This window comes from Tardiphaga sp. 172_B4_N1_3 (assembly GCF_052076035.1).
Classification (GTDB): Bacteria; Pseudomonadota; Alphaproteobacteria; order Rhizobiales; family Xanthobacteraceae; genus Tardiphaga; species Tardiphaga robiniae.
The window spans coordinates 658196-675425 of sequence record NZ_CP197238.1; the positions used below are offsets into that span (position 1 = coordinate 658196).

The window sequence follows — 17230 nt, forward strand, 5'->3', positions numbered from 1 at the left end:
AACTGCCAAGAAACTGCGGCCAGGGTGCGAACGTTCGGGAGTTGAAGTCGGATGAGGTCCATAGCGTTTGCCGACTTCCTCATCGGCATCGGAATCCTGTTCGTATTCGAAGGCATCCTGTTCCTGGCATTTCCCGGATGGATGCGCCGCGCGATGAAGAGCGCGCTGCAAAGCCCTGACAACATCCTGCGCATTGCCGGTCTGGTCTCGGCCGTTGGCGGCCTGATCCTGATCTGGGCGATCCGGCGCTAGCGGCGGCTCATAATCTCTCCGGGCGTCCGAAAAAGCTCTTCCCGATCAACGCGATCGTGCACGTTTACGTCCGCATTCCGCCGCAATCCACGTCCCAGATGGGCCAGTCGGATGGCCCGCGCGAAGGCTTGCGCGATGTTGCCGTTCGGGCGCACTCTCAGCCAAATTTGCCGACTCTCTTTTGGAGACGTTTCCGACATGTCCATCGCTCATTCCTCTCTGAGCTCCGTTTCGCGCCGTGCACCGTATAGCGGCCTGCGTCCGCTGCTGACGGCGCTTTGTTTTGGCGCCGCGGTCGCCACATTTTCCGCGCCGGCCTCGGCCCGCGGGCCGGACGGGATTGCCGACGTTGCCGAGAAGGTGATCGATTCCGTGGTCAATATCTCGACCACCTCGACCGTTGAGGCGAAGAACAGCGACAAGGGGGAGGGCGGTGGCCGCGGGGCAATGCCGCAACTGCCGCCAGGCTCGCCGTTCGAGGAGTTCTTCGACGACTTCTTCAAGAACCGCGGCGGGCGCCCCGGCGGCGACAAGAATGGCGGCCTGCAGCCGCGCAAGACCAATTCGCTGGGCTCCGGTTTCATCATCGACACCTCGGGTGTCGTGGTCACGAACAACCATGTCATCGATGGTGCCGACGAGATCACCGTCATTATGAATGACGGCACCAAGATCAAGGCGGAGCTGGTCGGCGTCGACAAGAAGACCGATCTGGCGGTGCTGAAGTTCACCCCGGTGAAGCCGGTGGTTGCCGTGAAGTTCGGCGACAGTGAAAAGCTGCGGCTTGGCGAGTGGGTGATCGCCATCGGCAATCCTTTCTCGCTCGGCGGCAGCGTCACTGCGGGCATCGTCTCGGCGCGTAACCGCGAGATCAGCAACAACAGCCCCTATGACAGCTACATCCAGACCGACGCCTCGATCAATCGCGGCAATTCGGGTGGTCCGCTGTTCAACCTCGAGGGCGAAGTGGTCGGCGTGAACACGCTGATCATCTCGCCCACCGGCGGCTCCATCGGCCTCGGCTTCGCCGTGCCGTCGAAGACCGTGGTTGGCGTCATTGAACAGCTGCGCGAATACAAGGAAGTCCGCCGCGGCTGGCTCGGTGTGCGCATCCAGCCGGTGACGGACGAGATTGCCGAGAGCCTGAACATCAAGCCGGCGCGCGGCGCGCTGATTGCCGGCGTCGACGACAAGGGCCCGGCCAAGCCTGCCGGCCTCGAGCCCGGCGATGTGGTGATCAAGTTCGACGGCCGTGATGTCAAGGAGCCGAAGGACCTGTCGCGCATCGTTGCCGGCACCGCCGTCGGCAAGGCCGTCAATGTGCTGATCATTCGCAAGGGCAAGGAAGAGACCAAGCAGGTCACCCTCGGCCGTCTCGAGGATGACAAGCCGGTGCAGGCCTCGATCAAGGCCACGCCGGAAGCGGAGAAGCCGGCGACGCAGAAGGCGCTGGGCCTCGACCTTACCGGTCTCAGCAAGGATCTGCGCACCAAGTACAAGATCAAGGACAGCGTGAAGGGCGTCATCGTGACCGGCGTCGATGCCGGCTCTGACGCCGCCGAGAAGCGCCTGGCCGCCGGCGACGTCATCGTCGAGGTCGCGCAGGAAGCGGTCACCAATGCTGCCGACGTCAAGAAGCGCGTCGATGCCTTGAAGAAGGACGGCAAGAAGTCGGTGCTGCTGCTGGTGTCGAATGCCGAAGGCGAGCTGCGCTTTGTGGCGCTGAGCGTGCAGTAGGGTTGCACGCTGAAGAGTGACGGTGGCTCTTTCTTCTCCCTCCTCCGACCGTAGCGAGCGGAGAGGGGGGCCCTGTTCTCTCCAAACGTCATGGCCGGACTTGTTCCGGCCATCCACGCCTTGCGGTGAATGTCGCCAAGGCGTGGATACCCGGCATGCGCCGGGCATGACGGCGTTTGGTTTGGGCGTTCGCGCGTCACGTTATTCAGATTCAATTGTCAAACAGCCACTGTGCTTCAGACATGCGTCATCACCCCCATTGTTTGCGGCGCGGGGGCGCCGTCGTCTCTTGCATTCCCGCCCTCTTGTGAGAGGGCGTGCGGAACGCCGGGTGCCCGTTGCACCCTTGGGCCTGATGCGAATGCGGTCTTCCGCAATTGAGAGTGCATCAGGACTTTCGGAGGCGCCGAGCGATTGCCCGACGTTCCGCCTGCGGTGTTTTTTCGGTTGCTTGCACTTTGCCTCGACGAACGCTCCGATCGCGAATTAAAGTCCCAAGGCGATGGGAAGGGAGCCTCAAGCGAGTAAGCCGAACGCGTTTTGACTTGGTCGTCCGTCACACTGTCCAGGGCAACTTTCCATCCCAAGGCCGGTCGTCTCCTTGCCAGTGGCAGTGCTGGCGCAGATCCGTCCTGCCCGAAGACAGACGTCCCTCCCAAACCGCGTGACGCCGCATCTCCGGCGTCCACCGCATCCCACCCCGCGAACGTGACGATCGCGATCGCCCCTCTCGGTGGGGCAGGACGGAGGGGAATATAAACCTGATGGGGATGTTGTCAACGGAAGATAGGAAAAAATGTTTGGTGCCTCTGTGCGCCCGACCCACACTCGTCATTCCGGGGCGCGGCCGGCACTTGCTGGACGCGACCCCGGAATCTCGGCATGTTCAGCGCAAAACACACCGAGATTCCGGGTTCGCGCCGGCCCGCTTCGCGGTCCTCAGCGCCCCGGAATGACGAGGAAGAGACGGTGTTACCAAACTAGGACTTTGCCTAGCTCACAAACTCGCTGCGCTTGTAGCCCTGCGCATACAACAACGCCGTGAGATCGCCGTGATCGATCCGGGCTGCTGCGGCAGCTGCCACTGCCGGCTTGGCGTGGTAGGCAACGCCGAGACCGGCCTCCTGGATCATGGCGAGATCGTTGGCGCCGTCGCCGACAGCCAGGGTGTCGAGATTGTCGAAATCGAAGGACTCGCGCAGCTCCACGAGTGTGGCGAGTTTCGCGGCCTTGCCGAGGATCGGCTCGGCCACCGTGCCGGTCAGCTTGCCATCCGCGACATGCAACACGTTGGCGCGGTTTTCCTGGAAGCCGACGAGTTCGGCGACCTTGGCTGTGAACAGCGTGAAGCCGCCGGAGACGAGGCAGGTATAGGCGCCATTGGCGCGCATGGTCTGCACCAGCTCGCGGCCGCCCGGCGTCAGCGTGATGCGCGAGGCCAGCACCTCATCGACAACGCCGACTTTCAGGTCTTTCAGCAGCGCCACGCGTTCGCGCAGTGCCGGCTCGAATTCGATCTCGCCGCGCATGGCGCGTTCGGTAATCGCAGCCACATGAGCCTTGAGGCCGGCGAAGTCGGCGAGCTCGTCGATACATTCCTGGCCGATCATGGTGGAATCCATGTCGGCGAGAAAAAGCTTCTTGCGGCGGTCGCTGACAGGCTGCACGACAACGTCGATCGGCATGTCGCCGCGGGCAGCACGGAGGCGGTCGCCGAGTGCGAGCGTGTTGTGGTCGCTGGCGAACAGGATATCGGCGGCGACGCCGTCGCTCAGCCAGTGCGCCTCGGTGTCGCCCGGCAGAAGTGCGCGCAGACCGTCGACCACCGTGCTATCGAGAGCGGGATTGGCGGGGTTGCAGATCAGGGTCGCAACGAGAGACATGACGTGAGTTCCAGTCCGGACAACAGAGCGCTGCTTATCGCAGGGCCGACCGCCAGCGGCAAGTCGGCGCTGGCGCTGGCCGTGGCGCGCGCGCAGAACGGCGTGGTCATCAATACCGACAGCATGCAGGTCTATCGCGACCTGCGCGTGCTGACGGCGCGGCCGACGGTCGAGGAAGAAGCGCAGGCGCCGCACCGGCTCTATGGCACGGTCGATGCCGCGGTGAATTTCTCCGCCGGCGCCTGGGTGGAGGAGGCGGCGCGGGTGCTTGCCGAGGTGCGGACGCAAGGCAAACTACCGATCTTCATCGGCGGTTCCGGATTGTATTTCAAGGCGCTGACGCGGGGGCTGTCAGCGGTGCCGCCTGTTGCAGCCGAGGTGCGCGACGATGTCCGCGCACGGTTGGAGCGGGACGGGCCAGCGGCGCTGCACGCGCAGCTCGCTTTGGTCGATCCGGTCTCCGCCGCGCGGCTCAACCTGCGCGACCGCACGCGCATCGCCCGTGCGCTGGAAGTCGTGGAAGCGACCGGACGTTCGCTCACCGACTGGCATAGCGAGGGCCTGCCGCCGCTGCTGCCGCCGGAGGGCGTGACCGCGCTGTTTCTGGCGCCCGAGCGCGACGAGCTTTATGCGCGGATCGATGCGCGGTTCGGGCGCATGCTGGACGAGGGCGCGCTGGACGAAGTCGCTGCCCTCGCGGCGCGCGGTCTCGATCCGCTGTTGCCCGCGATGAAGGCCCATGGCGTGCCCGCACTGATCCGGCATATCCGCGGCGAAATCTCGCGCGAGGAAGCTGCGGAGATCGGCCGCGCCGATACCCGGCACTATGCCAAGCGGCAGTTCACGTGGTTTCGGCATCAACTGCCGGAGTTCGCGTGGATGACGGTGGAGGAGGCGGGGGTGAGCTTGGCCAGAGCTCTTGTCATTTGACCCATAGGGTGGTACAATAACTCATCTGGGAGGCATCGGAATGATCGTCGGGTTTCGCGATGACTGGTTACGGGCCTTCTTCGTGGATGACGTCCATTCTCGCAACATTCCGGCAGACCTTGAAAGCCGGCTGTTTCGCAAGCTGCAGATGATCGACGATGCGACGACCGATCAGGATCTGCGCATACCGCCGAGCAATCATTTCGAAAAGCTGCGCGGCAAACTTGGCGGCTTGCACTCGATCCGCGTCAACAATCAATGGCGGCTGATCTTCCGCTGGGATAGCAGCCGCGGCGAAGCGTCGGATCTTTATCTCGACGATCACAGCTACCGGTGAGGTGACTCATGCTGATGACCAAACGCAAGCCGGCCACGGTCGGAGAAATCCTGGTTGAAGAATTCATGCAGCCGCTCGGCCTGACGCAGGGGGCGCTCGCCAAGGCGATGGGCGTTCAGCGCAAGCATGTGAACGAGTTGTGCAATGATCGCCGTAACGTGACCGCGGCGACGGCGCTCATTCTCGCACGCGTCTTCGGCAATAGCCCGGACTTCTGGCTGAACGTGCAGCGCCGCAGTGATCTTTGGGAGGCGATGCACTCCCCACAAGAACTGGAGCGGATCGAGCGTGCGACGCCGCTGGTGACTGCGGTATAGCGCGGATAGCGCTTCGCTTATCCGCGCTATGGGTTTTTAGGGAAGACAGGCAAGTGATCTCAAATATCATCGATCGGCGTAAGTCACAGCACCGATGGAAGCTCATCACGGCAATTATCGAACCCACTTATCACGACAATCTTCTCAAAGACGCTGACCAGGCGGACGACCCGGGTCCCGATGCTTATGACTACGACGAGAGAGCAGCAATTTCGCTTTCGGATGCTGTGGTCTGGGCGCAAGCTCTCCCGTTCGAGGTAACACTATTCCTGTATGATCTCGGGCAGGGCATTAACACCGTGAGTCTGCGGCGCTTCAGACTTCTGTCCTTCTTCGCATGGCTCCCCACCCGTTTTTTCCGCTCGCCGAACGCCAAAGACCCGGCTAGGCTCCGAAAACAGCGCGATCACAGCAACTTCCCTTGACATCCCCGGTTTGCTGGCTATGTTCCGCGCAAGTTATGAAAAGTCGGACCGATCCTGTGCGCAACAAAGTTACAAATCTCCTTATTATCGTGGTACCCTGGCGCACCGCCGGGGGTAGCTGACGGCTACCCACGAACCGAGCGGTGTGCACAGGGTCCTGAACGGGCCCTTTTTTATTGTCTGAACTTCAAGCTTTCCGAACCCAGCGACCATCCAGACCAAGCCGCGCCGCAGAGCGCATCCGGAGCGAACCATGAGCGACAGCAAGCCTCACGATCCCAATCAGATGACCGGCGCAGCGATGATCGTGCGTGCGCTTGCGGATCATGGCGTCAAGCACATCTTCGGCTATCCCGGCGGTGCGGTGCTGCCGATCTATGACGAGATCTTTCAGCAGTCCGAGGTCGAGCACATTCTGGTCCGCCACGAGCAGGGCGCGGGCCATGCCGCCGAGGGCTATGCGCGCTCGACCGGCCTGCCGGGCGTCGTGCTGGTGACGTCCGGTCCGGGCGCCACCAATATGGTGACGCCGCTGGCCGACGCGCTGATGGATTCGATCCCGCTGGTCTGCATCACCGGCCAGGTCCCTACGCATCTGATCGGCAATGACGCGTTCCAGGAATGCGACACCGTCGGCATCACGCGGCCCTGCACCAAGCACAACTGGCTGGTCCGCGACGTCAACGATCTCGCCAAGGTGCTGCATGAAGCCTTCTATGTTGCGACCACCGGCCGTCCTGGCCCGGTCGTCGTCGACGTTCCGAAGGACGTGCAGTTCGCCACCGGCACCTATCATCCGCCGCGCAAGTCGGACGTTCACATCTCCTACGCACCGCGCGTGAAGGGTGATGCCAATGCGATCCGCAAGGCGGTGTCGATGCTGGCGGGTGCCAAGAAGCCGATCATCTATTCCGGCGGCGGCGTCATCAATTCCGGCCTCGCGGCATCCAAGCTGCTGCGCGAGCTGGTCGAGGTCACCGGTTTCCCGATCACCTCGACGCTGATGGGCCTCGGCGCCTATCCGGCATCCGGCCCGAACTGGCTGGGCATGCTGGGCATGCACGGCACTTATGAAGCCAACATGGCAATGCATGACTGCGACGTCATGCTGTGCGTCGGCGCGCGCTTCGACGACCGCATCACCGGCCGCACCGATGCGTTCTCGCCGAACTCGAAGAAGATCCATATCGACATCGATCCGTCGTCGATCAACAAGAACATCCGCGTCGACGTGCCGATCATCGGCGATTGCGGCAATGTGCTGGGCGATATCCTGCAGGTGTTCAAATCCGAGGCGAAGAAGCCCGACACCAAGGACTGGTGGAAGACCATCGCCACCTGGCGCGCGCGCAATTCGCTGGCCTATAAGACGAATAACGATGTGATCCTGCCGCAATTCGCGATCCAGCGGTTATTCGAGGCGACGCGCGGCCACGACACCTACATCACCACGGAAGTCGGCCAGCATCAGATGTGGGCGGCGCAGTTCTTCGGCTTTGAGGAGCCGCATCGCTGGATGACGTCCGGCGGTTTGGGCACCATGGGCTACGGCCTGCCGGCGGCGCTGGGCGTGCAGGTTGCGCATCCGGACTCGCTGGTCATCGATATCGGCGGCGATGCCTCGGTGCAGATGACGATGCAGGAAATGTCGGCGGCGGTTCAGCACGAATTGCCGATCAAGATCTTCATCCTGAACAACCAGTATATGGGCATGGTGCGCCAGTGGCAGCAGCTGCTGCATGGCAACCGGCTGTCGCATTCGTACTCGGAAGCGCTGCCTGATTTCGTCAAGCTGGCTGAGGCCTATGGCGGCGTCGGATTCCAGTGCAGCAAGCCCGGTGATCTCGACGGCGCACTGCAGGAAATGATCAAGGTGAAGAAGCCGGTGCTGTTCGACTGCCGCGTTGCCGCGCTGGAGAACTGCTTCCCGATGATCCCGTCCGGCAAGGCACATAACGAAATGCTGCTGCCGCTGGAAGCCAATGATGAAGCCACCGCCGCGGCCTTCGCCGGCGGCAAGGCGCTGGTGTGATGCAGATAACACAAGCCCTCATCCTGAGGAGCCGCACTCTTGTGCGGCGTCTCGAAGGATGAGTGTCCAAGCTCATGGTTCGAGACGCGCGAAGCCGCGCTCCTCACCATGAGGGATGTAACATCGTGGCGAAAGCCAAACGAGACTTCGACAGGGAACGACAATGGAACAGCCTGCCTCCGCCTATTTCATGGAAGAGCGTCACGATCCCAACGAGACGCATACGCTGACGGTGCTCGTCGCCAATGAGCCCGGCGTGCTCGCGCGCGTCATTGGTCTTTTCTCCGGCCGCGGCTACAATATCGAAAGTCTCACGGTGTCGGAGACCGAGAGCCACAAGCATGTCTCGCGCATCACCATTGTCACCACCGGCACGCCGATGGTGATCACGCAGATCAAGCATCAGCTCGATCGCATGATTCCGGTGCATCGCGTCGTCGACATGACGCTGACCGGCCGCTCCATCGAGCGTGAGCTTGCCATGGTCAAGCTGCGCGGCACCGGCGAGCATCGCGTCGAGGCGCTGCGCCTCGCCGAAGCATTCCGCGCCCGCGTGATCGACGCGACCATCGAGAGCTTCGTATTCGAGATCACCGGCAATACCGGCAAGATCAACCAGTTCATCGATCTGATGCGGCCGCTTGGCCTTGTCGAGATCTCGCGCACCGGCGTCGCCGCCATCAGCCGCGGACCGGAGGGGATGTAGCCTCCGCGCATCGCAGTCATGAAACCTCTCGACATCGCACTGGCCGTCGCAGTGGCCGTGATCTGGGGCGTCGGCTTCGTGCTGACCCGGATGGCGGTCGACGAGATGTCGTCGACGCTGCTCACCACGCTGCGCTTCGGCATCACGGCGCTGCCGTGCCTGTTCCTGCCGAAGCCGAAGCTGTCATGGCTGCTGATCGTCGCCACAAGCTGGCTCCTAGTAGCGCAATTCCTGGCGCAGACCTATGGCATGGCGCATGGCGTGCCGGCGGGGTTGACCTCGGTGATCGTGCAGAGCCAGGCGCTGTTCACGGTGGGCGCCGCAGCGCTGTTCCTGCGGGAATTGCCGACGCGGCAGCAGGTCGCGGGTATCGCCATCGCCATGGGCGGGCTGCTGATGATCTGCTTCACGGTCGGCTATGACTTCAGCGTATTCCCCTTCATGGTGCTGATGACTGCGCCGGTGAGCTTTGCATTCTCCAATCTGCTGTTGCGGCGCGCGCAGGGCGTGCCGATGCTCGACCTGTTCGCGTGGATCAGTCTCGTCGCGCTACTGCCGCTGCTGGTGGTGCTGTTCGGTGTCGATGGCGCGAGCACGACGTGGCAGTCGCTCACGCATGTCTCGCTGAAGGCCTTCGCCTGTGTGTTGTTTCTCGCGGTGGTCGGCACCACGCTGGGTTACTGGATCTGGGGCCGGCTGCTGCGCGACTATTCCGCGGCGCAGGTTGTGCCGTTCGCGCTGCTGGTGCCGTTCATCGGCGCGGCGGCGTCGAGCGTCACGTTCGGCGAACAATTTGGATCACTGCGGCTCGCCGGTATGATCGTCGTCGTCTGCGGCATTGCCGTGATGCTGCTGTCGAAGCGCCCACCCACGCTTGTCGAGGTGGTTTGAGGTCATGTCGCAACAACTCTTGTTCGCCTTTATCGTGTTCGCCATCGTGATGTTCTTCACGCCCGGCCCGAACAACATCATGCTGCTCGCGTCGGGGCTCAATTTCGGCTTTCGTCGCACGCTGCCGCATGTCTTCGGCGTCACCGTCGGCTTTGCCTTCATGGTCGCCGTCACGGGCCTCGGATTGGGGGCGGTCTTCACCTCCTATCCGGTGCTGCACACCATCCTGAAATATGCCGGCGCGGCGTATCTCGTTTATCTCGCTTTTGCGATCGGGATGTCCGGTCCACCCAACCCGGGTGACGCCGAACGGCGCCGGCCGATGACGTTTTTCGGCGCAGCGCTGTTTCAATGGGTCAACGTCAAGGGCTGGGTGATGGTGATCGGCACCATCACCGCCTATGCGGCGATTGCGAACTATCCCTGGAACATCCTGCTGCAGGTCGCCCTGTCGCTGCTGCTCGGGTTCGTGTCCTGCGTCACCTGGGTGCTGTGCGGCACCTCGCTGCAATCGCTGGTAAAATCGCCTGGCGCGGTCAGGGCGTTCAATATCGTCATGGGGCTGCTGCTGCTGGCCTCGCTGTATCCGGTGCTGGTCGAGCTATGAGCCCGACGCGCAGCGTAAAATCACCGTCGCGGGCTTGTCTCGCGGCACCCGTCGCCCTAGAAACCGGCGGCAATTCATGGTCATCCACCACGCGGTGGTGACCCGTTCGAACGGGCAGCTTTGAAATATAGTTGCTGAAGAGAGGAAATACCCATGCGAGTTTATTACGATCGCGACGCCGACCTGAACCTGATCAAGGGCAAGAAGGTCTGCATCGTCGGCTACGGCAGCCAGGGCCATGCCCATGCGCTGAACCTCAAGGACAGCGGCGTCAAGGACGTCGTGATCGCGCTCCGCAAGGGCTCGGCCACCGCGAAGAAGGCGGAAGCCGCCGGCTTCAAGGTGATGGAAGTCGCCGAGGCCGCCAAGTGGGCCGACCTGATGATGATGCTCACCCCCGACGAATTGCAGGGCGACATCTATCGCGACCACATGCATGACAACATGAAGAAGGGCGCTGCGCTCGTCTTCGCGCACGGCCTCAACGTGCACTTCAACCTGCTCGATCCGCGCGAAGATCTCGACGTGCTGATGATCGCGCCGAAGGGCCCGGGCCACACCGTGCGTTCGGAATATCAGCGCGGCGGCGGCGTGCCCTGCCTGATCGCGGTTCACAAGGATATCTCAGGAAACGCCCATGACCTCGGCCTGTCCTACGCTTCGGCAGTGGGCGGCGGCCGCGCCGGCATCATCGAGACCTCGTTCAAGGAAGAGTGCGAAACCGATCTGTTCGGCGAGCAGGCCGTTCTTTGCGGCGGCACCGTCGAGCTGATCCGCGCCGGCTTCGAGACGCTGGTGGAAGCCGGCTACGCGCCGGAAATGGCCTACTTCGAGTGCCTGCACGAACTGAAGCTGATCGTCGACCTGATCTATGAAGGCGGCATCGCCAACATGAACTACTCGATCTCCAACACCGCCGAATACGGCGAATACGTCACCGGCCCGCGCATCGTCACCTCGGAGACCAAGGCCGAGATGAAGCGCGTGCTGACCGACATCCAGTCCGGCAAGTTCGCCCGCGACTGGATGCTGGAAAACAAGGTCAACCAGGCCTCGTTCAAGGCAACCCGCCAGCGCAACAACGCGCATCCGATCGAGGAAGTGGGCGCCAAGCTCCGCGACATGATGCCGTGGATCAAGGAAAAGGCGCTGGTCGACAAGACCAAGAACTAAGCGTTCTCGCTTAGGCGCAGCTATGATGGGACCGCGGCAACGCGGTCCCGTTTTAGTTTGCAGGCACTGATATGCGCGCCTGGCGCCGTTTCAGCACCGCCGCAGCGATCCTGAGCGCCATCACCACAATCAACGGCATCAGGAACCAGACATAGTTCGGCATCTGCGGAATGCGCATGCCGAAGCTCACCATGAACTGGAACCAGAGATAATAGATGCCGGTCGTGTGCAGGATGCGCCATGCGCGCGGACCGACCGCCGCTGCCGTTCGATCGAGCGACGTTGCAGCCATCGCGATGATGAAGGCATAGCCGATGCCGCCGAAGATGTAGGAGGCGGGTGTCGTCGCCGCTGCGTAGTCAGCCGGCGCCATCGCGGCAAAGCAGATGATAGCGACAGCGTGGATGGCGTGAGACGCCGCGAAAGTGAGCCCAAGATAGCGGCGGTTGCGCCGCAGCCAGTGGATGCCGGACGTGGGCCAGAGCATAGCCAAAGCGGATGCCGCGAAGGCGAGGCAGAAGAATAGTAGCGAGCTGCGCGCGGTGAAGCGGATCACCATCCTGATGCCATCGACCTCGAAGCCGCGCATGCCGGCGATCCAGACGCTGAGCGCGATCAGTACAAGCGTCAGTACGGCGAGCAGCCGCCAGCCTTCGAACCAGTTGCGACGATCCCGTGTCATGGCGTTCCCCTGTGTTACCATATGTAATCACCAGTTACATTCGGTGCAGGCTCCCCAGTCAATTGTGTAATCGGTGATTACATTCACGATCCGGTGATGCTATGCTGGCGTATGTCCAAGTCCGCAAAGCCGCCGCCGTCCAGATCGGCATCGAAGTCGCCTGTGCGCAAACGAGCCGCCCGGCCGTCGGTCGTGCCACGTGCCGCGAAGGGGCGAACGGCAACATCGCCGAAGACCTATCATCACGGCGATCTGCGCCGTGTGCTGATTGCGGCGGCGCTTGAACTGGCCGAGGAAGGTGGCGCGGATGCCGTCAGCGTGCGCGAGGCCGCGCGGCGCGCCGGCGTATCGCCGGGAGCGCCGTTCCGGCACTTCCCCAGCCGCAATGACCTGATGAGCGCGGTGGCAGAAGAGGCACAGCGCCGCTTCCGAGTCTCGATCGCCGCGGCCATCGCTGGCACGTTCGCCGACGATCCGCTGGCGCGGTTTCGCGCCTTTGGCATGGCCTATATGCGCTGGGCGATGACAAACCCGGCGCATTTCGAAGTGATCTCGAGCGGCAAGTATTTTTCCCACGACCAGTCGGAAGCGTTACGCGAGGACAATGATGAGCTGATCGCCATGACCGAGCAATTGCTAATGGATGCCCTGGCGCAGGGACAACTGCGCTCCTCCGATCTGCGCGTGATAAAGATTGCCGGCCGTGCCTTGGTCTATGGGTTTGCCCGCATGAAGATCGACGGGCATTTTCCACGCTGGGGTGTCGCGGATGCCGAGGCGGATCAGATGGCAGAGGCGATCATCACGCTGTTCGTTGATGGGATCGCAAAGCCTGTCTGAGCAGCGATTCCGTTCGAATATGCATCAAGCCTGCGCGGCTTGCTGTCGCAGATCGACAAGAGCGTGCCGATCGTCAAAAACCAATGAGGCCACGATCCGTAACTCTCGCCGTGAGCGCGGCGATGCGGTCTCGGTCCCGGCCGAATTTACGGGCCATCACATCTCAGGTGCTTTTCATGCGATCCATCGTCATCACCGGCGTCTCCACGGGCATCGGCCACGCCACGGCGAAGCTTCTACTCGCGCGCGGTTTTCGCGTATTCGGCAGTGTCCGTAGGCAGGTTGATACAGAGCGGTTGCAAGCCGAGTTCGGCGCGAACTTCATCCCGCTGCTGTTCGATGTCACCGACGAGGCTGCTGTGTTGGCCGCCGCTGTCCAAGTTCGCGCCGCGCTGAACAGCGAGACGCTTGCAGGGCTCGTCAACAATGCCGGCGTTGCGGTGCCTGGCGCGCTGCTCGATCTGTCGGCGGATGAGTTTCGCCAACAGATCGAGATCAATGTGATGGGGCCGGTGATCGTCACCAAGGCCTTCGCGCCGCTGCTCGGCGCCGATCCGGCGATGACGGGCGCGCCCGGGCGCATCGTGATGATGAGTTCGGTGTCCGGCCAGTTCGGCAATCCACTGCTGTCGCCCTATAGCGCGTCAAAATTCGCACTGGAGGGGCTGGCCGAGAGCCTGCGGCGCGAATTCATGCTGTTCGGTATCGACGTGCTGGTGATCGCGCCGGGGGCCGTGCGCACGCCGATCTGGGACAAGGCCGAGGCGATCGATATGGCGCGCTTCGATGCGTCGCCGTTTCTGCCGGCGCTAACGAAGCTGCGCGAGACGCTGATGAAGCTGGCGAAGAACGGGCTGCCGCCGGAGCGGATCGGCGAGCTGGTTCATCAGGCGTTGACCGTATCCCGCCCGAAACTGCGCGTGGTGGCGTCGCCGGAGCCGGTCCAGACCTTCGTCGCCGGTTTGCTGCCGCGACGCTGGCTCGATCGCATTGTCGGCCGCCAACTTGGGTTGGCGTCGCGCAAGCGAGCTGGTTTCTAGAACTCGGCCGGGAAGGGCCTGAGCGGCCTCATGCCGTGAAAATCACCTTTGCGCGGCCCGGACGTCATCGTGATCGCAGTTGCCAGTGTCGGGCTCGGATAGCCGGAGGGAAGAGGAGGGAATGGGCCAGCCACGCGAACGACGGCGAGGAACGCGCCGTCGAGTTCGGTATCCCCGGAGCTGCGGAGAACCTTTGACTCGATCAGGCGACCGCTGCGGTCGACGCGAAAGCCGACGACGGTCTGTCCCCGCACCGACAGCCTGCCGAGATTGCGGGCCGTGCGATTGATCTTGATATCGACGCCCCGGCGCCACTCCGTCATGGCCGGGCTGCGCTGGTCGGATGCCGGTCCGGACTGTGCGTTCGCTTCGGGAGGGCCAAGCAGCAAAGTAACGAGAATGAGTGAGAGAGTCGTGAGGAGAGATGCGTAACGACGAGCCATGCTGCTGGACTTTCGGCAGTACTCGGCACCGGGCGTGCCATTATTCCGTTAGCCTGTCCTATGTCCGCGCGTTGGCCGCGCGACTGAGCCAGAGCTGACGGTCGCGATCGCTATCTGCTTCGAAACGCGATTGGCAACGTAAAGTCGAGTTTCTTTTCCGGAAGGCCGTTTGGACCGAGAGGGATGGGACTGGCGAGCTGGACGGCCTGCCGGGCGGCGCGGTCGAGCGCTGCAGATCCCGAGCTCCTGATGATCCTGATGTTCGTCAGCTTGCCGGACGGCGCGAGCACAAAATGAACCAGGGCCATGCCGCCTTCGCCTTCCATGGCTGCCTGCGGCGGATACTGGACGGAGCCGAGAATGCGATAGGTGATGCTTGCTCGCAGGCGGGCGAGTTCGGCGGCGCGCGCGCGTGCCCGCATGGCGACGCAATGCGGCTCTTCGGATCTCGCGCATTCATGAGGTGGCGGAGGGGCGCTGCGCGCCTGTGCCTGCGCCGTGAACGCGGCAAGGACGAGTGCGGCGAGTACGAGCGATACGGCCGAAGCGATCGAGCGGGTGCGCGTATCGCGCAGGCCCGCATCATGGCGTCCTGACGGGACGAACATTGGCGAGGTTATCCTGATGACGATGAGGGCGGTTTGGCTGGCTGCTACCATAGGTATTATATTGCGGAGATGGCATCCGCAAGACTGGGAAGACGGCCGAACTTGTCTTGCCGCGCCCATCAGCCGCATTTAACTGCCTTGATCTGGTCCTACCAGATTGGTAGGGTCAGCTTATGCTCACTGCGGTCAGCACCGACACCTCCGACGCCGTTCGGAAGACGCTTGAATTCGTCCGGCACCACCGGCTTGCGAAAGGCGACCGGCTGCCGTCGGAGCGGGATCTGTCGGAGCGGTTCGGGGTGACGCGCGGATCGGTCCGCGAGGCGCTGGCGGTGCTCGATGCCATGCGCATCACCGAGCGGAAGCCCAAATCAGGCATCTATCTGCGCAACGCGCTGGAAGACAGCGGGCTCGATGCGCTGGTGCTGCAGGCCGACCTTGGCCTGCCCTTCGATGCGCAGGTGACGCGCGATGTCACTGAGGCCAGAATTCTTTGTGAGGAGCAGGCTTTCCGGCTGGCCTGTCAGCGCCGCACCGACGCCGATCTCAAGAAGCTGCATCAGCTGCTCGACACCTATGCGGCGCTCGTCGCCAATGGCAGCAATCTCGCCGATGAAGACGTCGCATTCCATCTTGCGGTTGTCGCGGCGAGCCAGAACCGTGTGCTGGTGCGCACGCTGACGCCGCTGATGCTGATGAGCACGGGCTGGCGGCGCCGCTATTTCGCCTCTGCCGAGATCCGCCAGCGCTCGCTCATTGATCACCGCGCTTTTGTCGCCGCGATCGCAGCGCGCGACGAAGCGACAGCCACAATGCTGGTGCATCGCCACGTGCAGACCGCCGCCGAAGACGTTCGAGCATTGGCCGAGCAGGGCGCCACAGACTCCGACGTCAAGGACTGATCACGACGAACACACGCATCTGACGGGCCGTTCAACAATCCCGACAAACGGGAAGGCTCGGATCGCATACGGCAACGGCCGTCACTTATGGAAACGCAAAAAGAAGGACAGAAAATGCGTATCACGACGACTTCCAGGGCCGCGCCAGCGGCCGCCAGCATCATGGCTGCGCTCGCAGCTGCGATTGCACTGACCGCGAGCCCGGCACTGGCGCAGAAGACATATGGCCCCGGCGCCAGCGATACCGAAATCAAGATCGGGAACACCGTGCCCTATAGCGGCCCGGCGTCTGCTTACGGCATTCTCGGCAAGTCCTATGCCGCCTATTTCAAGAAGATCAATGACGAGGGCGGCATCAACGGCCGCAAGATCGTCTTCATCAGCTATGACGACGCCTATTCGCCGCCGAAGACCGTGGAGCAGACCCGCAAGCTGGTCGAGAGTGACGAGGTGATGGCGATCGTCGGCAATGTCGGCACCGCCGCGAATGCCGCGATCCAGAAATACGTCAATGCCAAGAAGACGCCGCAACTCTTCCTGGCGACCGGCGCCACCCGCTGGAACGATCCGAAGCAGTTTCCATGGACCATGGGCTGGCTGCCGAGCTATCACGCCGAGGCTGCGGCCTATGCGAAGTATCTTCTGAAGGAGAAGCCGGATGCCAAGATCGGCGTGCTCTATCAGAACGACGATTTCGGCAAGGACTATCTGAAGGGACTGAAGGAAGGTTTCGGCGACAAGGCGGCGTCAATGATCGTGGCTGAAGCGAGCTACGAGGTTTCCGAGCCGACCATCGACTCGCAGATCGTCAAGCTGAAGGCCGCCGGCGTCGATACGCTGTTCTCCTTTGCTGTCGGAAAATTCGCCGCACAGTCGATCAAGAAAGTCGCCGAGCTCGGCTGGAAGCCGCTGCACATCGTGCCGAATGCGAGTTCGTCGGTGGGCAGCGTGATCCGTCCGGCCGGCTTCGAGAATGCGCAGGACGTTTTGTCCGCAACCTTCGCCAAGGATCCAACCGACCCGCAATGGAAGGACGATCCGGGCATGCAGAAATTCTACGCCTATGTCGAGAAATACATTCCCGAAGGGAAGGCGATGGAGAGCACCGTGCTGTCCGGCTACAGCATCGCCCAGACCATGGTCGAGGCGCTGAAGCAGTGCGGCGACGATCTCACCCATGAGAACCTGATGAAGCAGGCCGCCAACCTCAAGAACGTGCAGCTCGACGGGTTGCTGCCGGGCGTGACCGTCAACACCAGCCCGACCGACTTCTCGCCCATCGACCAGTTCCAGATGATGAGCTTCAAGGGCGAACGCTGGCAGCGCTTCGGTGAGATCATCAAGGGCGAGACGCCGACCGCGGTGCGGTAGGCGAGGGATGACGACGGCAGGCGGCGCCCGGACCGGCACCGCCTGCGTCGAAAG

19 protein-coding genes are annotated in these 17230 nt (G+C 62.7%); 15 read left to right on the forward strand and 4 right to left on the reverse strand.

What is annotated here, in order from left to right:
* Window positions 1-51: 51 nt before the first annotated feature.
* Together AB7783_RS02950 and AB7783_RS02955 are read left to right on the forward strand one after the other, a co-directional pair.
* Window positions 52-252, forward strand: coding sequence for a DUF2065 domain-containing protein (locus AB7783_RS02950; RefSeq protein ID WP_068734021.1), 201 nt, complete (start codon window positions 52-54; stop codon window positions 250-252).
* 198 nt (window positions 253-450) lie between these two features.
* Window positions 451-1989: a Do family serine endopeptidase gene (locus tag AB7783_RS02955; RefSeq protein WP_175369111.1), complete on the forward strand. Its 1539-nt coding sequence runs from the start codon at window positions 451-453 to the stop codon at window positions 1987-1989.
* A gap of 992 nt (window positions 1990-2981) precedes the next feature.
* On the opposite strand, the gene serB is transcribed toward AB7783_RS02955, so the two are convergent.
* Complete coding sequence (gene serB, locus AB7783_RS02960) at window positions 2982-3872, reverse strand: phosphoserine phosphatase SerB (protein WP_441276768.1); 891 nt, start codon at window positions 3870-3872, stop codon at window positions 2982-2984.
* A 3-nt stretch (window positions 3873-3875) separates the two neighbouring features.
* On the opposite strand from serB, the gene miaA reads away from it, so the two are divergent.
* From miaA to ilvC, 9 genes are all read left to right on the forward strand, one after another.
* Entirely contained in the window at window positions 3876-4802 is a 927-nt protein-coding gene (gene miaA / locus AB7783_RS02965; RefSeq protein ID WP_441276769.1) for a tRNA (adenosine(37)-N6)-dimethylallyltransferase MiaA, read from the forward strand.
* 40 nt (window positions 4803-4842) lie between these two features.
* A complete protein-coding gene (locus AB7783_RS02970; protein ID WP_441276770.1) occupies window positions 4843-5139 on the forward strand; it encodes a type II toxin-antitoxin system RelE/ParE family toxin in 297 nt (98 codons plus the stop codon).
* Window positions 5140-5147: 8 nt separating this feature from the next.
* Window positions 5148-5456: a HigA family addiction module antitoxin gene (locus AB7783_RS02975; protein WP_441276771.1), complete on the forward strand. Its 309-nt coding sequence runs from the start codon at window positions 5148-5150 to the stop codon at window positions 5454-5456.
* 53 nt (window positions 5457-5509) lie between these two features.
* Entirely contained in the window at window positions 5510-5881 is a 372-nt protein-coding gene (locus AB7783_RS02980) for a hypothetical protein (protein WP_441276772.1), read from the forward strand.
* 253 nt (window positions 5882-6134) lie between these two features.
* The gene (locus AB7783_RS02985; RefSeq protein ID WP_441276773.1) at window positions 6135-7913 is read left to right on the forward strand and encodes an acetolactate synthase 3 large subunit; all 1779 of its coding nucleotides are present in this window, start codon (window positions 6135-6137) and stop codon (window positions 7911-7913) included.
* 163 nt (window positions 7914-8076) lie between these two features.
* The gene (ilvN, locus tag AB7783_RS02990; protein WP_068738461.1) at window positions 8077-8619 is read left to right on the forward strand and encodes an acetolactate synthase small subunit; all 543 of its coding nucleotides are present in this window, start codon (window positions 8077-8079) and stop codon (window positions 8617-8619) included.
* An 18-nt stretch (window positions 8620-8637) separates the two neighbouring features.
* Window positions 8638-9510 (forward strand): EamA family transporter, encoded by an 873-nt coding sequence (locus tag AB7783_RS02995; RefSeq protein WP_441276774.1) that lies wholly within the window; start codon window positions 8638-8640, stop codon window positions 9508-9510.
* A 4-nt stretch (window positions 9511-9514) separates the two neighbouring features.
* Window positions 9515-10117 carry a LysE family translocator gene (locus tag AB7783_RS03000; RefSeq protein WP_068738457.1) on the forward strand — a complete coding sequence of 201 codons (603 nt, stop codon included), beginning with the start codon at window positions 9515-9517 and terminating at the stop codon, window positions 10115-10117.
* Between the two features lie 153 nt (window positions 10118-10270).
* Complete coding sequence (ilvC, locus tag AB7783_RS03005) at window positions 10271-11290, forward strand: ketol-acid reductoisomerase (RefSeq protein WP_441276775.1); 1020 nt, start codon at window positions 10271-10273, stop codon at window positions 11288-11290.
* 52 nt (window positions 11291-11342) lie between these two features.
* Here ilvC and AB7783_RS03010 read toward each other — a convergent pair whose 3' ends face one another.
* Window positions 11343-11972, reverse strand: coding sequence for a hypothetical protein (locus tag AB7783_RS03010; protein ID WP_441276776.1), 630 nt, complete (start codon window positions 11970-11972; stop codon window positions 11343-11345).
* 162 nt (window positions 11973-12134) lie between these two features.
* On the opposite strand from AB7783_RS03010, the gene AB7783_RS03015 reads away from it, so the two are divergent.
* Window positions 12135-12812: a TetR/AcrR family transcriptional regulator gene (locus tag AB7783_RS03015; RefSeq protein ID WP_441276777.1), complete on the forward strand. Its 678-nt coding sequence runs from the start codon at window positions 12135-12137 to the stop codon at window positions 12810-12812.
* Window positions 12813-12988: 176 nt separating this feature from the next.
* Complete coding sequence (locus AB7783_RS03020; RefSeq protein WP_441276778.1) at window positions 12989-13852, forward strand: SDR family NAD(P)-dependent oxidoreductase; 864 nt, start codon at window positions 12989-12991, stop codon at window positions 13850-13852.
* Here AB7783_RS03020 and AB7783_RS03025 read toward each other — a convergent pair.
* Both AB7783_RS03025 and AB7783_RS03030 read right to left on the reverse strand, forming a co-directional pair.
* Window positions 13849-14295, reverse strand: a complete 447-nt coding sequence (locus tag AB7783_RS03025; protein ID WP_441276779.1) for an energy transducer TonB family protein — start codon at window positions 14293-14295, stop codon at window positions 13849-13851. The two genes, AB7783_RS03020 and AB7783_RS03025, sit on opposite strands and share 4 nt — an antisense overlap.
* Before the next feature lie 110 nt (window positions 14296-14405).
* Window positions 14406-14903: an energy transducer TonB gene (locus AB7783_RS03030; protein ID WP_441276780.1), complete on the reverse strand. Its 498-nt coding sequence runs from the start codon at window positions 14901-14903 to the stop codon at window positions 14406-14408.
* Window positions 14904-15076: 173 nt separating this feature from the next.
* Between AB7783_RS03030 and AB7783_RS03035 the strand changes: the two genes are divergently transcribed.
* Complete coding sequence (locus AB7783_RS03035) at window positions 15077-15805, forward strand: FadR/GntR family transcriptional regulator (protein WP_441276781.1); 729 nt, start codon at window positions 15077-15079, stop codon at window positions 15803-15805.
* A 114-nt stretch (window positions 15806-15919) separates the two neighbouring features.
* Window positions 15920-17176: an ABC transporter substrate-binding protein gene (locus AB7783_RS03040; protein ID WP_441276782.1), complete on the forward strand. Its 1257-nt coding sequence runs from the start codon at window positions 15920-15922 to the stop codon at window positions 17174-17176.
* Window positions 17177-17230: the final 54 nt, after the last annotated feature.